This window comes from Streptomyces sp. NPDC050548 (assembly GCF_044457385.1).
GTDB lineage: Bacteria > Actinomycetota > Actinomycetes > Streptomycetales > Streptomycetaceae > Streptomyces.
The window spans coordinates 133,209-147,135 of sequence record NZ_JBITGV010000008.1 but is presented as its reverse complement, the minus strand read 5'-3'; the positions used below and the strand labels follow the sequence as shown (position 1 = coordinate 147,135).

The window sequence follows — 13,927 nt, the reverse complement described above, 5'->3', positions numbered from 1 at the left end:
TGACCCGATTCATTCTGCACGCAGTACGAGTTCCAGCAGCCCCGGGAACCGGGCACCGAACTCTTCCCTCCGCAGCCGGTTGACCCGCTTGGGCCCCTCGTCCCGCTGCTCCACGATCCCCGCGCCCCGCAGCACGGCGAAGTGATGGCTCAGGGCGGCCTTGCCGACGGGTACGTCAAAGCTGCCGCAGCTGCGCGACCAGTCGCCGGACCCCGCCAACTCCCTTACGAGGGTGAGGCGTACGGGGTCGGCGAGGGCGGCGAGGGCGGTCTGTACGGGGACGTCGTCGGGGTGGGTGTGTTCGGGGGCGGCCCGGTGACTTCCGGTGCTGCCGTTCCGCTGCGCCACGGGGGCCTCCCACTTGCCGAGTGTTCGATGAAAACCATACACTCGCGAGTGTTCGCTTTTCATTGAACAGTCGAGCGGGGAGTGTGTGTGCCATGCGCGCGGTCGAGGTCCAGGAGTACGGCGGTCCCGAGGTTCTGAAGGTCGTCGAGACGGAGGTCCCGCGGCCCGGCCCTGGCCAGGTGAGCGTCGACGTGGCGTACACCGGGGTGAACTTCGCCGACCTGAAAGCGCGGGCCGAGGGGTACCGGGTGCCAAGTCTCCCGTTCGTACCGGGACTTGAGGTCTCGGGGCGCGTACGGGAGATCGGCGCGGGCGTCTCCGACGGCCTGACCGTGGGCCAGGAGGTCGTCGCCCTCACGGCGGGCGGCGCCTACGCGGACGTCGTCGTCGCCGACGCGGTGACCGTCTTCCCCCTCCCCGAAGGCATCGACCTTCGCACGGCCGCCACCCTCCCCACCGTCCTCCCGACCGCCTACGCCCTCGTCCACACCGTCGGCCGACTGCAACCCGGCGAGACGATCCTCGTCCAGGGCGCGGCGGGCGGAATCGGCACGGTGGTGGGGCAGTTGGCGCGGGCGGCGGGGGCCGGGGCGGTGTACGGGGTCGTATCGAGCGCGGGGAAGGCGGAGTTCGCGCGGGGACACGGCTACGACGAGGTGTTCGTGGGCGAGTTCGAGGCGCCGGTGCGGGCGGCGACGTCCGGCCGCGGAGTCGACCTGGCCCTGGACCCGGTGGGCGGCGAGACCCTCCGCGCCGGCCTGGCCTCCCTCGCGACCTACGGTCGCCTGGTCTCCTTCGGCAACGCGAGCTCGGCGGAGCCTTGGCAGGTGGGCCAGCCGGAGCTGTATCCCGGCGCCCTGTCCGTCTCCGGCTTCTCGATCCTCACCCTCGCGAAGACCGACCCGGCGGCGCTACGGGCCCTGACCGGGCGGGCGTTCGCGACGGTGGTCGCCGGCACGGTGTCCCTGCCGGTGACTGCGGAGTTCGGGCTGGAGGAGGCGGCGGAGGCGCATCGGGTGATGGGGGCGCGGACGAGTGTGGGGAAGTTGCTGCTGCGGGTGGGCGGCCTGGTCACTGGATGATCCAGCGCTGCGAGGTCTCACCCCCCACGCAGGTGACGGTGCCCAGCCGGCCGGAGAATTCGCCGAGGCACTGGCCGGTGCGCTCGTTGACCAACTCGTAGTAATAGCCGTCCGACCGGCTCTTATGGGCCCATGCGCTCGCCGGACTGTCCGAACACTCCCCGAGGACCGGGCCGCCGCGGTCGCTCATCACCAGGCACTGGCCGGAACTGGCGCTCTTCAGTTGGTAGTAACCGCCCATGGATACGGGGGCTTTCGTCGAGGTACCGCCGGACGCACTGACGGAACCGGCCGAGGCGGAGGGTGTGCCGCGGGCCTCGTCCTGCGGTGCGGGGGTGCTCGGCCTCGGCAGGAGTTGGGTCACGAGGATCGTGCCGATCGCCACGGCCGCGACGGGAACGACGACGAACAGGATCCGGGTTCGCCGAGGCTCGCGCCGCTCGGGGAGGGGCGGGACGGCGACGGGCACCTCGTCGACCACAGGGGTCGTGACGGCGAACGCGGCCCGCTCGGACAGTTGCTCGGCGATGGCCCGGGGCCACAGGGACGGGGTGAACGGCCCGTGCCGGTCAGCCAGTTCAACGAGTTCGGCCGCGGTGGGACGGCCCTTGGGGTTCTTGTCGAGACAGGCCGCGACGACCTCGGCGAGTTCCGGGGCCACTTCGCGCACCGGGTCCAGGTCGGGCTCCTCGTGGACGATGCGATCCAGCACCCCGCGCTCGGACTCGTCGCCGAAGGGCGGCCGGCCGCACGCCGCGTACGCGAGCACCGAGCCGAGGGCGAACACGTCGACGGCACCGCTCAACCGGCGCCGGTGCGAGGCCTGTTCGGGTGACATGTAGGCAAACGTGCCCGCCACCATGTCGGTCCGCAGCAGTCGGCTCCGTTCCACGGCGCGGGCGACGCCGAAGTCGATGACGGTGGGGCCGTAGAGGCTCAGCATGACGTCGGACGGCTTGAGGTTCCGGTGCACCATGCCCAGCGCGTGCACCACCGCCAGCCCGGAGGCCGCCTCCCGCAGCAGCAGCCACAGCACGTCGGCGGGCAGCGGAGCGCCGTGCAGTTCGACGGCCTCGCGCAGGGTGAGCCCGGGGACGTACGCGGTGGCGAACCAGGGCGGCTGTGCGGTGCGGTCGCTGACGAGCAGGGGTGCGGTGCCCCATGCGGGCAGCCTGGCGAGTTTGTCCAGCTCGCGCCCGAAGCGGCGCGGGAAGTCCTTGTCCTCGGCGACGACAGAGGGCAGCACCTGCTTGACGGCGACATAGCGCCCCTCGTGCACACCGAGGTACACCCGGCCCGTCCCACCGACCCCGAGCCGCCCGACCAACGGAACCGGCCCGATCCGCCGCGGGTCCCCGTCCTCCAGCGGCTCGGCCCCGCTGCCGTCCAGCTCTAACACATCAGCGCAGACCCGAAGTGAACGCCGCCCAGGCGGCGTTGGTGATGATCAGTACCGGCCCCTCGGACACCTTGCTGTCACGCACCGGAACCACGGCGGGGAAAGCGAGGGCGATTTCTACGCAGTTGCCGCCGTTGTCGCCGCTGTAGCTGCTCTTGATCCAGGTCGCCGCGCCGAGTTCGTGCCTGTCCATGGTGCTCGTAACCCTCCATCACGTCGCTGATCAGAGCGGCGGATTCGCGGGCTGACGGGATGTCCGCCCTGAGCACATCATAGGTCTGGCTGTGGCGCGCGAAGGTGGTCGGATCGTTGTTGAAGTGGCCACGGTCCAGGGATTCCGAATAGATCCACCGCCCGTCCGGCAGCTCGATCAACGACATCGAGTTGCGGGGACGAATGAGTCCGAAAAGACCCGCCGGGGCCACCTGGATACGGATGTTGGGACGCCGGCCGACACTCAGCAGATGGGCGCACTGATCCCGCATGACCTCCGGACTACCCACCGCGTTGCGCAGACAACTCTCGTCCAGGACCGCGACGTACAACGGGCCTTCGTCGGCGAGGAAGCGCGGCTGGCGGCTCAATCGGGCCCGGACACGCGACTCGATCTCGTCAACGTCCGTGCGGCTACGGCTGAACAGCGCATGCGCATAGCCAGGCGTCTGCAACAGGCCGGGGATTACCTGGTCCTGGTATTCCCTCAGGGCCACCGCCCGCCCATCCATCTCAGCCCGCCGCTCGAACCAATCGGGATGTTGTACTTCCGGATACCAGTCGATCTGGCGCCACATGCGGAGCAACGCCCCACCCGTACCCAGGATTTCGTCGCACTTCTTCGCGAACGACTCCTGCGGAACCCGTGTCCCGGCCTCGACCTTGGCCACATGGGAACGGTCGCAGGGGATCTGTCTGGCCAACGCCTCCTGGGTGAGCAACTCGGCCTCGCGATAGAAGCGGAGTAAGTCACCGAAGAGCACCGCGTTGCTGACTCCGCCCGTGGCCTCCGCATTTCGCTGGGTCACAGAACCCGCCTCTCCTCCGTGGCAATGGCCCAGTGGCACGCGTCAAGCATTGATACGCACCGTTCCCTCACGCGACCCTCTATACACCCAGAGTGACGAAGTGGCCCCGGAGTGAACATGGTTGAGCCGATCACGAAGCGGATCGAACAAGGAACGCTCGTTTACGACGCCAGTACGAACAAGGTGGGTGAGTACCGGGGCAAGGCGGGCCCCTACGCGATGCTGCGCCCCCTCGGCGGCGGCCGGGAGTGGGAGGCCAATCCGGGGGCCCTACGTCCCGCAACTCCGGAGGAACGGCTGAGTGCAAGCGTGAAGGCAGCCAACTCCCGCTCGGGGGAAGGAAATTCGGTGCCCTACGACATCACCACGCCGCCCTCCCCCATCCCCGACTGCCAAGCCTGCGCCGACTTCGCCGCACTCCGGCACGACGCCCGCGCCCGCGGTGACGGCACCGCCGAGACGGATGCGAACGTCCTGCTGCGCCGGCACCAGCACCGCGACCACGATGCACTCCGGCACCGACGGATCTTCCGCTTCGTGCCGTACGCGATCGTCCAGGACCCGGGCGCGGAACCGGAGTACGAGGCCCGTTGCGTCTCCGGCGACAAGGACGACTGCAGCGCCACGTCCGGACCGTGCGGCGACCCGGCGACCGTAGAGGAATGGCAGCGCAAGCACACCCAAGCGACCCGGCACACCCGCTACCGCCGCAGCTTCGCGGACTACGCGGTGCTGGCTCCGCAGCCGTAGACCTGGCTGCGGAGCCCCCCTCCTCGGGTCAGCCGAACTTCGGCAGGTCGCTGGAGCAGGTCAACTGGCTTGTGTCCGCAGGGACGATGCGCTCGACGGAACCAGGCCGGCCGTCGGTGATCTTCAGCTGAGCGGCCGACAGGTAACCGATGAAGAACTGCTTCCCGTTGGGAACGGCGGCGGGATGGAAGTCGAAGACGACCCGGTCGTCAGCCTCCCGGTGGGCGGTGCGCACCTTCTCGACGCCGGGCCCGGAGCCATGCCGGTCCAGCGTCGCCGGGTCATCGACTCCCCTGCAGAACTCGCCCACCTTGATGAGCACCGGGAACCCCGCCGCGTCCAGCGCCCGTTCCAGCCCCGCGTGATCGTCGAAGTAGGCCTGCTTGTCCCAACTCACCCTGACGGAACCGTTCTTGAGGCTGTCGACGGCGTAGGCGGCGGTGTGGATGTGGACGGTGCCCGCGCCGGTGGCGAGTTCGTCCGACGGGGGTGCCGTGGACGGGTTGCCGTAGGTGGACACGCCAAGCGCCAGCCCGGTCACGGCCACCGCGCCCACCAGGGCGACGACGCGCCGCCTGCTCCGCCGCGCGCGTCCGGCGGCGGTGATCCGCTCGACGGGGGTGTCGAGAGTGACGTCGGCGAACGAGGTCCGCAGCGCGTCGAGTACGTCGGTTACGTCCGTGTCGTGTTCGGTCATGGTCCGGCCTCCGGGGTGACGAGATGGCCGCGCAGGGTCGCGACGGCCCGTGACAGGTGGGCGGTGACGGTGCCGGGCGCGATCCCCAGGGCCTTCGCCGTCGCCTCGGTGTCGAGGTCCAGGAAGACCCTGAAGGCGATCACCTCCCGCTGCCGGCGCGGCAGTTGGCGCAGCAGGACGAGCAACGCGGGGTCGAGGCCGGCCTCGGCGACCGCGGGTGCGGCCAGGTCGTGTCCGGCATCATCGAGGGCGAGGGTCACCTCGCGCCGTCTCCGCCGCCACCACGAGACACGCGCGTTGAACGCCGTACGCACGACCCATGCCCGGGGCGCCGGATGCCGCCCGACTTTCGGCCAGGCCACCCACGCCCGGGTGAACGCCTCGGCCACCAGATCTTCGGCGAGCTGCCGCTCCCCCACACCGGCGAGCACGGCCCTGAGGCACACGTCCCGGCTACTGCTGTAGAACTCCGCGAACTCCAGCTCCTTCACACTCCCTATACGCGTCGGGGGTGGGATTCGCTTACTCGGGGATGTCGAGGCTGGCCGGGGGGACGGCGGAATGGACGCGTGCTGATACGTGAACGTCGGGCCGCCCGCTTCTTTGCCAGTGTCGGGCTTCCACGGCCCGAGTAAAGGGCGCTGCGCTTCGCTCCGCGTCGCCTTCGGCGATGCCCCTTCGGGTCACCCTTGACCCGGTCCGCTCCAGCCCGTTCGAGAAGCGAGCCGCTGAACCTGCCCAGCGAGAGGCGAGCGCGCCGCGCGCCCCACCCACCAACCGTTGGCCGCCAAGCCGGCCCGGCGTGCCGGCGAGACGCGGACGCGCCCCGCTCCGCTGGTTGCGGACGCAGCCCACGCAAGGGTTGGCATGCCTCGGCCACCCGTTCCTCCCGGCCGCTCGCTCGCTTCCAAGACGGGCTGGAGCGGACCTAGTCAAGGGTGGAGCGCAGCGGAATCACCGCAGGCGACGCGACCGCAGGGAGCGCCCTTTACTCGGTCCGCGCAAGCCCGACACTGGCAAAGAAGCGAGTGGCCCAACGGTGACTTGTGAAGTCCCATCCCCGAACTCTGGACAATCCGGGGCGAATTTTGACACGGTGCGGTGTCATGCCCCTCGACTTCCGCGCCTTCTACGCCACTCAGAGCACGTACTCCGACCCCGGCGCCCTCGCCGACCACTACGCCGATCTCCCGCGCGACCCCGCCCAACTCGCCCGCATCGCCCGCGACTTGATCGTCCACCGCCTGGAAGCCGGCTTCTACGACCACGTCCACCCCACCGACCGTCTGCACAACGACGCCGAGACCCGCTACATCGACGACATCCTCCGCATCCTCGTCGACCGGAACGACGCCCCGCTCACCCAACGACGCGCACCGGACGACCGGTTCGTCGGAACCTGCCGGGACTTCTCACTGCTGCACTGCTCGTTCCTGCGGCGCCTGGGCATCCCGGCCCGTATCCGTTCCGGCTTCGCCGACTACTTCAGCGAGAACAACTCCGCCCGCTTCCACGGCGATCACGTCGTCACCGAGTACTGGCACGACGACCGCGGCTGGCTCCTCGCCGACTCCCAGCTCGCCGACCCCGTCATCGCGGACCACTGGAACATCGACTTCGACCCGATGGACGTACCCCGCGACAGATACCTCGTCGCGGGCGAGGCCTGGCAGGCCATCCGCACGGGCGGCGCCGACCCGACGACCTTCGGACTGCATCCGCCGGAGGAAGGCCCGTTCTGGGGCGAACGGTTCGTCGCGGGCAACATCCGCCTCGACCTCGCCGCCCTCAACAAGGTCGAGACCCTGCTCTGGGACGTGTGGAGCGAGGACGAGGGCAAGCCCGGGGAGCCGTTGCCGGAGTCGTCACGCCTCTTCTACGACCGTGTCGCCCCGGTGGTCAGCGGCGAGGTCTCCTTCGACGCCGTACGGAAACTGTTCACCGAGGACGACATCCTGCGCACCCCGCCCACGGTGACCTGTTACGCCCCCTTCAACGGGCCCAGCCAAGTCACCCTGCGCGCCGGCATCGTCTAGGCCACGGTCCGCAGCCCTCGCACCTGCGCCGCCCCCATCCCCCGTACCACCCGATGCGCGCACGCCGCCGCCAGCAACTCCCCCAACAGGTCCGGGTCGTCGATCTCCAGGCCGAGCAACGACTCGATGCGTTCCAGGCGTTGGTAGAGCGACTGGCGGCCGATGTGCAGCAGGGCCGCTGTCCGGGTGGGTGAGCAGCCGTGCCGCAGGTGTACCTCCAACGTCCGTACCAGGTCGCTGGGATGGGCCGCCTCCCACGCCAGCAGCGGGCCCAGCGCGTGCTGCACGAGCCGGGCCAGGCGGTCGCGGTTCGCGTCGATGCCGCCTCGGGTCAGCTCCCGTTCCAGCGCCAGTGCCCGCGCCGATGTCACCAACGGGCCTCCCGGTACGGCGGGTTCGGCGGCCGGGACGGTCAGCGCGAGTTCCAGGGTCGTACGGGCCGCTCGCAGGGTGTCGCTCCAGCGCAGCCAGCCGCTGCCCGCGTCGACCACATGCCCGACCGCGACGGTCAGCCCGGGCTCGGCCGCCGTACGGAAGGCTTCCTGTACGGCGCGGACGGGGTCACCCGAGACAGCGCCCGGAAGCGCGAGCAGCGCCAGTACGTCGCCGGGAAACGCCGCCCGCAGCATGCTCGCCCCGCCCAGCAGCCGTACCGCCCGGTCGACGGAGGAAACCTCGCGTGTGCCGTGCACCGAGACGCCGATCAGGCGGGCGCCGGGGCCGGGGTGGAAGCCGGCGAGTGCGGACCGTGCCTCGACCTCGGGCTGGTTCAGCGCGGCCCGGTCCGCGAGGTCGGCCAGCAGCGCGGCGGTGTGGTCGTCGCCCCAGGGGCGTACGACGGAGCGGCCGGACAGGCCCCGGGCGACGATCGCCCGGTTGGCTGCCTCGGTGATCCGTACGAAGGGCACGACCCGGTGCAGGGCCAGCAACGGAAGCCCCAGGCGGCGGGCCTCGTCCGTGACCTCCGGCGGCATCGTGGGCAGGGAGCGGCCGATCTCGACCGCCAGGCCGGACGCGCCCCGGGCCGCCAGTTCGCGGACGTAGCGGCGGCGGATCTCGGCGGCGGTGTCGGTGAGGCCGAAGCCGTTGGTGAGGAGGAGTTCGCCGCCGTCGAGGAAGTTCGCGCCCTCGTAGACCTCGCTGGAGTGGACCCAGCGCACGGGGCGGTCGAGGGCGGCTTCTCCGGCCAGGAGTTCGGGTTCGGCGGCGCGGACCGGGTCGAGGGCCAGGACCTCACGGAGGGTGAGTGCGGGCACGGGAACCTCCAGAGGCGCGGACAGTTCGTCCGGGTACGGGTTGCGGGGAGAGTACTTTCCGCACGTTGCCCTCGTGTTTCGGCCACTGGAGAGTGAGCACATGAAGCCTTTGGATCAGGCACAAGCGAGCGCCTGGCTCGCCACCGCCGTCGAGGAGGCCCGCGCCGGACTCGGCGAGGGCGGCATCCCGATCGGTGCCGCGCTCTACGGCGCCGACGGCACCCTGCTGGGGCGCGGCCACAACCGGCGCGTCCAGGACGACGACCCCTCGATGCACGCGGAGACGGCCGCCTTCCGGGCGGCGGGGCGGCAGCGGTCGTACAAGGGGACGACCATGGTCACCACCCTCTCGCCGTGCTGGTACTGCAGCGGGCTGGTGCGGCAGTTCGGTATCTCGCGGGTCGTGGTCGGCGAGGCCGTCACCTTCCACGGCGGGCACGACTGGCTCGCCGAGCACGGTGTGGAGATCGTTCTCCTCGACGACGCCGAGTGCACCTCGCTGATGCGCGACTTCATCAAGAACAACCCGGCACTCTGGAACGAGGACATCGGTGACTGAGCCCCGTATTCCGACCATTGATCTCCGTCCCTGGATCGACGGGGACGACGAGACCCGCAAGGACATCGCCCGTACCGTCGACAGCGCCCTGCAGACGGCCGGGTTCCTGCTCGTCACCGGGCACGGGGTCGATCCTGCGCTGCGGTCCCGGATCCGGGAGGCCGCGCGTGCCTTCTTCGCGCTGCCTGTCGATGTCAAGGAGCCGTACTCCGCGAAGGTCGGCGGGCGCGGGTGGCTCGGGCCCGGTGCCGAGGCCAACGGGTACTCGGAGGGGACCGAGACTCCGCCGGATCTGAAGGAGTCGCTGACCTTCGCGACGCACCGGCCGTTCGAGGACCCGGTGGTCAACGCGGAGTGGTACGCGCCGAATGTGTGGCCGACGGAGATCCCCGGGCTCCAGGAGCTGTGCGAGGAGTACCTCGACCGGATGGGCGAGCTGGAGAAGCAGCTGCTGTCGCTGCTCGGGGACGCGCTCGGGCTCGAACCCGACTTCTTCTCGCGGCACATGGACCATCCGACGTACGGGTTCAACATCAACTGGTATCCGGGCGTGGAGGTCGTCGGGGAGCCGGAGCCGGGGCAGTTCCGGATCGGGCCGCACACCGACTTCGGGACGGTGACGATCCTCGACCGGCAGGCCGGGAAGGGGGGCCTTCAGGTCTTCACCGACGAGGGCGGGTGGGAGGACGCGCCGTTCGATCCCGACGCCTTCACCATCAACATCGGTGATCTGATGGCCCGTTGGACCGGTGACCGGTGGCGTTCGGGGCGGCACCGGGTGCTGCCGCCGCCCGCCGACGCACCCGCCGAGGAGCTGATGTCGCTGGTCTACTTCGGCGAGTGCACCCCGGGCACGCTCGTGGAATCGGTGCCCGCGCCGGTCGGGCGGGTGGCGTACGAGGCCGTCGACTCGCATGTCTATCTGCGGGAGAAACTGGACTCGATCACCGTCGAATAGGCCCTCGTTCAGACATTTTCGTAACTCAACGGACACCACACGACCTAGTCCGAACCAACTCCCCCTATTTACCCTGGTGTTGATAGACAGGTTCCGGTGTGCAGGGCGACCGCTCAGGGGGAGATGCGGTGGGTAGAGGGCTGCACGGCCGCGGGGCGCTGTTCGAGTCACAGCCGCCCGGTCTCGCCTCGCGCCTGACCGGGCTGCGCCCCTACCAGCTGCTCACCACGCCGTACGAACACCCGGAACCGCCCTTCGTGGTGCTCGCGGGCGCGCGCGGCCTCGGCAAGAGCACGGTGCTGGCGGAGCTGCGCACCGCGTACCGCGGGCACACGCCGGTCGCGCTGATCGACTGCGAGGCCGACCGGCTGACCAGGCTGCCGGACGGGCGGCCCGCCGCGACCTGGTCGCCGGTGTGGCAGGCGCTGACCACGATCGCGGAGCAGCTCAGGGAGCCGGTGGTGCACGGCGCCGGTGCCATCGACTTCCCGCGCCTGGAGGCCGGGCTGCTCGCGGTGTGCGCCACCGGCTGGGACGCCCGGGACGAGGACAGTGCCCGTGAGGAGGCCCGGCGGATCCTGCTGCTGAGCGATCCGGCCCGGCGCTGGTCGGTGATCGCGCAGGGCTGGGCGACGAAGGTCGCCTCCCGGCTGATCGCCAATGTGTCCGGTACCGGTCCGGTCGGCCAGGCCTTCATCGAGGCGACCCTCGACACCCTCTTCGACCTGGTGTGGACGCCGAACGGGCTGCTGAAGGCGGGCGCCGACTGGTACCGCGACTATCCGGGCGCGAGCGGCGACCCCAAGCGCGGGCTGATCGAGATCGCCCGGGACTTCCGCGCCGACGGCACCTCCCGCACGGACGCCGAACGCTGGCTGCTGCGCGCGCTGCTCGCCGACCTGGGCGACACCTACCGGCGGCGGTGGGAGCGGATGCGCCGGGTCGGGCGGCCGGTCGTGCTCGTCGACAATGTGCAGTCGGGGCCGGGGCCCGGGCTGATGAAGGCCGTACTGAAGGAACGTTCGGACGGTGTCGGCGACCAGGTGGCCTTCTTCGCCGCGCTGCGCGGGGACCGGCATCCCGATCTGCCGGACGCGGTCCGTCATCCGCTGCCGGAGGTGGGGCGGGCGAGCGGCTGGGTGCCGGGGGCTTCGCCGTCCTCGCGGGCCCTGCTGGTGACGCTGCCGCCGCTGACTCCGGAGGAGACCCGGCGGGTGATCGCGGACGTGTGCGCGACCGAGCAGATCCGGGTCGAGGTGCCGCCCCAACTGCCGTACGCCATCCACCGGTTGACGGCCGGCAGTCCGCTGGGGGCGGCGCTGCTCGGGGAGGCGGTACGGCAGACCCGGCCGGCCGGGGCCGTGAGTCCCGGGGAGTTGCTGACCGCGGGGCTGAAGCCGGAGGGGGATGTGGCGAGTGATCCGCGGCCCGTGTACCGGGAGTTGCTGGACCGGCTGGTGGCGTCCGGGATCGCGGAGGAGCTGGCCGTGCTGGCCACCGCGCACGACGGGGACTCGGCGCGGGCGCTGGCCCAGGGGCGGCGGCTGCGGGACAGTTTCGGCGCGTCGGGGGTCAACCGGCTGCGCACGCAGCTCACTTCGGAGGGGTTGCCGCCGGCGGCGGGCTATTTCGTGGGCGATCCGTTCCTGCGCACCCTGCTTCTGCTGCGGCTGCATCTGGACGACGCGGACCACGGGCGCTGGCGGGCGGTGCACCGTTCGCTGCTCTCGCACTACGAGGGGCTGCCCGGCAGCCCGGACGCACCGTCCCGCGCCCGCTACCGGCTGCACCACGAACTCGCGCTCGGCGACACCGCGGACGCGGTGGAGTACCTGCGGGACAACTTCCGTCTCATCCCGCCGCGGGCCTGGCTGGAGACGCTGCTGTTCGTGACCGCCGCGCCCTACTACCACGCGCACGATCCGCACGGCCGGGACATCGGTGCGGCCGGCGACCACCGCAAGGCCGTCGCACTGGCCCGCACGGACGCCGAGGAGCAGCCGCCGGAGGGTGTGGACCCAGTTCTGCATCTGACGGTACGGCGGCTGCTGCACGCGGTGTGGCAGGTGACGGATCCGCTGGTGCTGCCGGACGGGGAGGTCGCGGACCGGATGCACTTCGATCTGGAGCAGCTGTCGACGGTGTGGCCGGCGGGCAGCGAGCTGCTGTACCGGGCCGCGCAGCAGTGGCCGGAGGACGCGTTGGCGGGGCGTGCGCTGCGGGTGCCCGCGGGGGCGGACGGCGACGACGGAAGCGGGGGGCTGCGGTGAGGCGACGGCTGCGCGAGCTGTTCGAGGAGATCCGGACCATCCCGGTCTACCGGTACACGGCCCTGGTGGTGGCGGCCGTCCTGGTCGCCGGGCTGGTGGTGCTGGTGCGCACCGCCCTGCGCGAGGACCGGTCCTGTGCGGCCGGGGTGGCCCGTCCCGAGGGCAGCGACGAGTGTGTGGGGGTGTCGACGTCGGCGTTCGACTTCGGGCAGCGGCGGCTCGCCGACACCATCAGGGCGGTGGCCCGCGAGAACGGCCGCCTGAAGGCGGGGACCTTCGTCTCGGTCGCACTCTACGAGCCGTTCACCGCGACCGACACCGACACGATGAACGACGTACTGCATGAATTGCAGGGCGCCTATCTCGCGCAGTACGCGGCCAATCACGACGACAACGGCGAGACGCCGTACATCCGGCTGGTGCTCGCCAACCCCGGTGCCACGGGCGCCCATTGGGAGCGGGCGGTGGACAAGATCGTGGCGATGACGAAGTCGTCGGACCGGCTGCGGGCGGTCACCGGGATAGGGACGAGCACCGACAACAACAAGAAGGCCGTGGCGGAACTGACCCGGCTCGGCGTCCCGGTGGTCGGCTCCTCCATCACCGCCGACAACCTCGCCAACGGGCAGCGGGGCAAGGACCCTTACCCCGGGCTTGCCCGGGTCTCCCCCACCAACACGAACGAGGCGCGTGCGCTGGCCTCGTTCGCCAAGGTGACGGCGGACCGGGCGCTGCTGGTCTACGACAAGCCGGGCGACCCGTACACGAAGACGCTGCAGCAGGCCTTCACCACGCTGCTGAAGGGATCGCCGTACGGTTCCTGGCCGTTCACCCCGCCCGCGGACCGCAGCCAGGAGGGCAGTACGCCCAACACGTTCCGGCAGATCACCGATCTCGTCTGCGACACGGACGCGAAGCTGGACACCGTGTTCTTCGCCGGGCGGCACACCCAACTGCGCCAGTTCATCAACGCGTTGGGCCGCCGCGGCTGCCAGTCACGGAAGTTCACGGTGCTCACCGGCGACGAGGGCTCCTACCTGACCGGCGACAGCCGACTCGACGCCAGTGCCCTCCAGCACGGGGTGTCGGTCCGCTACACCGCGCTGGCCCACCCGGACGCGTGGCTCAAGAACGCCCCGGCGACCGGGGGTTCGGCCCAGGACTCGCAAGAACTCGACAGGCTCCTCGCCGCCGCCAAGACCGCACCGGTCGGCCCGATCGGCACCGTCGCCCTCGCCGACGGACAGGCGATCATCGCCTACGACGCGATGCAACTCGCCGTCCACGGCGTCCGCGAGGCCACCCCGGCCCAGCGGAAGATCCCGCCGCTGTCCGATGTCGGCCTCCAATGGCCGCAGGTCAAGGGCTCGTTGCGGGTGAGCGGGGCGAGCGGCTGGATCTGCCTGGACGTCCACGGCAACCCGTACGACAAGGCCGTACCGATCGTGGAACTCACCCCGAAAGGCGCCGCCCGCTTCGTGAAACTCGCCTGGCCGGAGGGCAGGCCTCCGTCGAAGGGGTGCCTGCCTCCGGCCTGAACACCGCTGATT

General features: G+C 70.7%; 14 protein-coding genes. 7 read left to right on the top strand and 7 right to left on the bottom strand.

The genetic code is table 11. The annotated features are described in order from the left end of the window. Positions 1 to 9 precede the first annotated feature (9 nt). A complete protein-coding gene (locus tag ACIBJH_RS23060) occupies positions 10 to 348 on the bottom strand; it encodes an ArsR/SmtB family transcription factor (RefSeq protein WP_399118734.1) in 339 nt (112 codons plus the stop codon). Positions 349 to 440: 92 nt separating this feature from the next. Here ACIBJH_RS23060 and ACIBJH_RS23055 point away from each other — a divergent pair, with 92 nt between their 5' ends. Beyond that, the gene (locus ACIBJH_RS23055; RefSeq protein WP_399118733.1) at positions 441 to 1,430 is read left to right on the top strand and encodes a zinc-binding alcohol dehydrogenase family protein; all 990 of its coding nucleotides are present in this window, start codon (positions 441 to 443) and stop codon (positions 1,428 to 1,430) included. Here ACIBJH_RS23055 and ACIBJH_RS23050 read toward each other — a convergent pair. From ACIBJH_RS23050 to ACIBJH_RS23040, 3 genes are read right to left on the bottom strand one after another with little or no spacing between them, the layout of a single operon-like run. Beyond that, entirely contained in the window at positions 1,420 to 2,829 is a 1,410-nt protein-coding gene (locus ACIBJH_RS23050; RefSeq protein ID WP_399118732.1) for a protein kinase, read from the bottom strand. The genes ACIBJH_RS23055 and ACIBJH_RS23050 overlap by 11 nt on opposite strands. 1 nt (position 2,830) lies before the next feature. Further along, positions 2,831 to 2,944 (bottom strand): DUF397 domain-containing protein, encoded by a 114-nt coding sequence (locus ACIBJH_RS23045; protein WP_399118952.1) that lies wholly within the window; start codon positions 2,942 to 2,944, stop codon positions 2,831 to 2,833. Continuing rightward, positions 2,907 to 3,851, bottom strand: coding sequence for a Scr1 family TA system antitoxin-like transcriptional regulator (locus ACIBJH_RS23040; protein ID WP_399118731.1), 945 nt, complete (start codon positions 3,849 to 3,851; stop codon positions 2,907 to 2,909). The genes ACIBJH_RS23045 and ACIBJH_RS23040 overlap by 38 nt, the downstream gene beginning before the upstream one ends. A 117-nt stretch (positions 3,852 to 3,968) precedes the next feature. Between ACIBJH_RS23040 and ACIBJH_RS23035 the strand changes: the two genes are divergently transcribed. After that, positions 3,969 to 4,601 carry a hypothetical protein gene (locus ACIBJH_RS23035; RefSeq protein ID WP_399118730.1) on the top strand — a complete coding sequence of 211 codons (633 nt, stop codon included), beginning with the start codon at positions 3,969 to 3,971 and terminating at the stop codon, positions 4,599 to 4,601. A gap of 28 nt (positions 4,602 to 4,629) precedes the next feature. On the opposite strand, the gene ACIBJH_RS23030 is transcribed toward ACIBJH_RS23035, so the two are convergent. Both ACIBJH_RS23030 and ACIBJH_RS23025 read right to left on the bottom strand, forming a co-directional pair. Beyond that, the gene (locus ACIBJH_RS23030; protein ID WP_399118729.1) at positions 4,630 to 5,298 is read right to left on the bottom strand and encodes a hypothetical protein; all 669 of its coding nucleotides are present in this window, start codon (positions 5,296 to 5,298) and stop codon (positions 4,630 to 4,632) included. Further along, positions 5,295 to 5,789 (bottom strand): sigma-70 family RNA polymerase sigma factor, encoded by a 495-nt coding sequence (locus ACIBJH_RS23025; protein WP_399118728.1) that lies wholly within the window; start codon positions 5,787 to 5,789, stop codon positions 5,295 to 5,297. The genes ACIBJH_RS23030 and ACIBJH_RS23025 overlap by 4 nt, the downstream gene beginning before the upstream one ends. Positions 5,790 to 6,404: 615 nt before the next feature. Between ACIBJH_RS23025 and ACIBJH_RS23020 the strand changes: the two genes are divergently transcribed. Next, positions 6,405 to 7,334 carry a transglutaminase-like domain-containing protein gene (locus ACIBJH_RS23020; RefSeq protein ID WP_399118727.1) on the top strand — a complete coding sequence of 310 codons (930 nt, stop codon included), beginning with the start codon at positions 6,405 to 6,407 and terminating at the stop codon, positions 7,332 to 7,334. Here the strand turns inward: ACIBJH_RS23020 and ACIBJH_RS23015 are convergent. Beyond that, positions 7,331 to 8,590, bottom strand: coding sequence for a PucR family transcriptional regulator (locus tag ACIBJH_RS23015; protein WP_399118726.1), 1,260 nt, complete (start codon positions 8,588 to 8,590; stop codon positions 7,331 to 7,333). The genes ACIBJH_RS23020 and ACIBJH_RS23015 overlap by 4 nt on opposite strands. Before the next feature lie 100 nt (positions 8,591 to 8,690). Here ACIBJH_RS23015 and ACIBJH_RS23010 point away from each other — a divergent pair, with 100 nt between their 5' ends. The 4 genes from ACIBJH_RS23010 to ACIBJH_RS22995 all read left to right on the top strand — a co-directional run bounded on the left by ACIBJH_RS23010 (position 8,691) and on the right by ACIBJH_RS22995 (position 13,915). Continuing rightward, positions 8,691 to 9,149, top strand: a complete 459-nt coding sequence (locus ACIBJH_RS23010) for a nucleoside deaminase (protein WP_399118725.1) — start codon at positions 8,691 to 8,693, stop codon at positions 9,147 to 9,149. Continuing rightward, on the top strand, positions 9,142 to 10,107 hold the full coding sequence (locus ACIBJH_RS23005) for an isopenicillin N synthase family dioxygenase (protein WP_399118724.1): 966 nt from the start codon (positions 9,142 to 9,144) through the stop codon (positions 10,105 to 10,107). The genes ACIBJH_RS23010 and ACIBJH_RS23005 overlap by 8 nt, the downstream gene beginning before the upstream one ends. A gap of 128 nt (positions 10,108 to 10,235) precedes the next feature. Next, on the top strand, positions 10,236 to 12,377 hold the full coding sequence (locus tag ACIBJH_RS23000) for a hypothetical protein (protein ID WP_399118723.1): 2,142 nt from the start codon (positions 10,236 to 10,238) through the stop codon (positions 12,375 to 12,377). Beyond that, complete coding sequence (locus ACIBJH_RS22995; RefSeq protein ID WP_399118722.1) at positions 12,374 to 13,915, top strand: hypothetical protein; 1,542 nt, start codon at positions 12,374 to 12,376, stop codon at positions 13,913 to 13,915. The genes ACIBJH_RS23000 and ACIBJH_RS22995 overlap by 4 nt, the downstream gene beginning before the upstream one ends. Positions 13,916 to 13,927 lie beyond the last annotated feature (12 nt).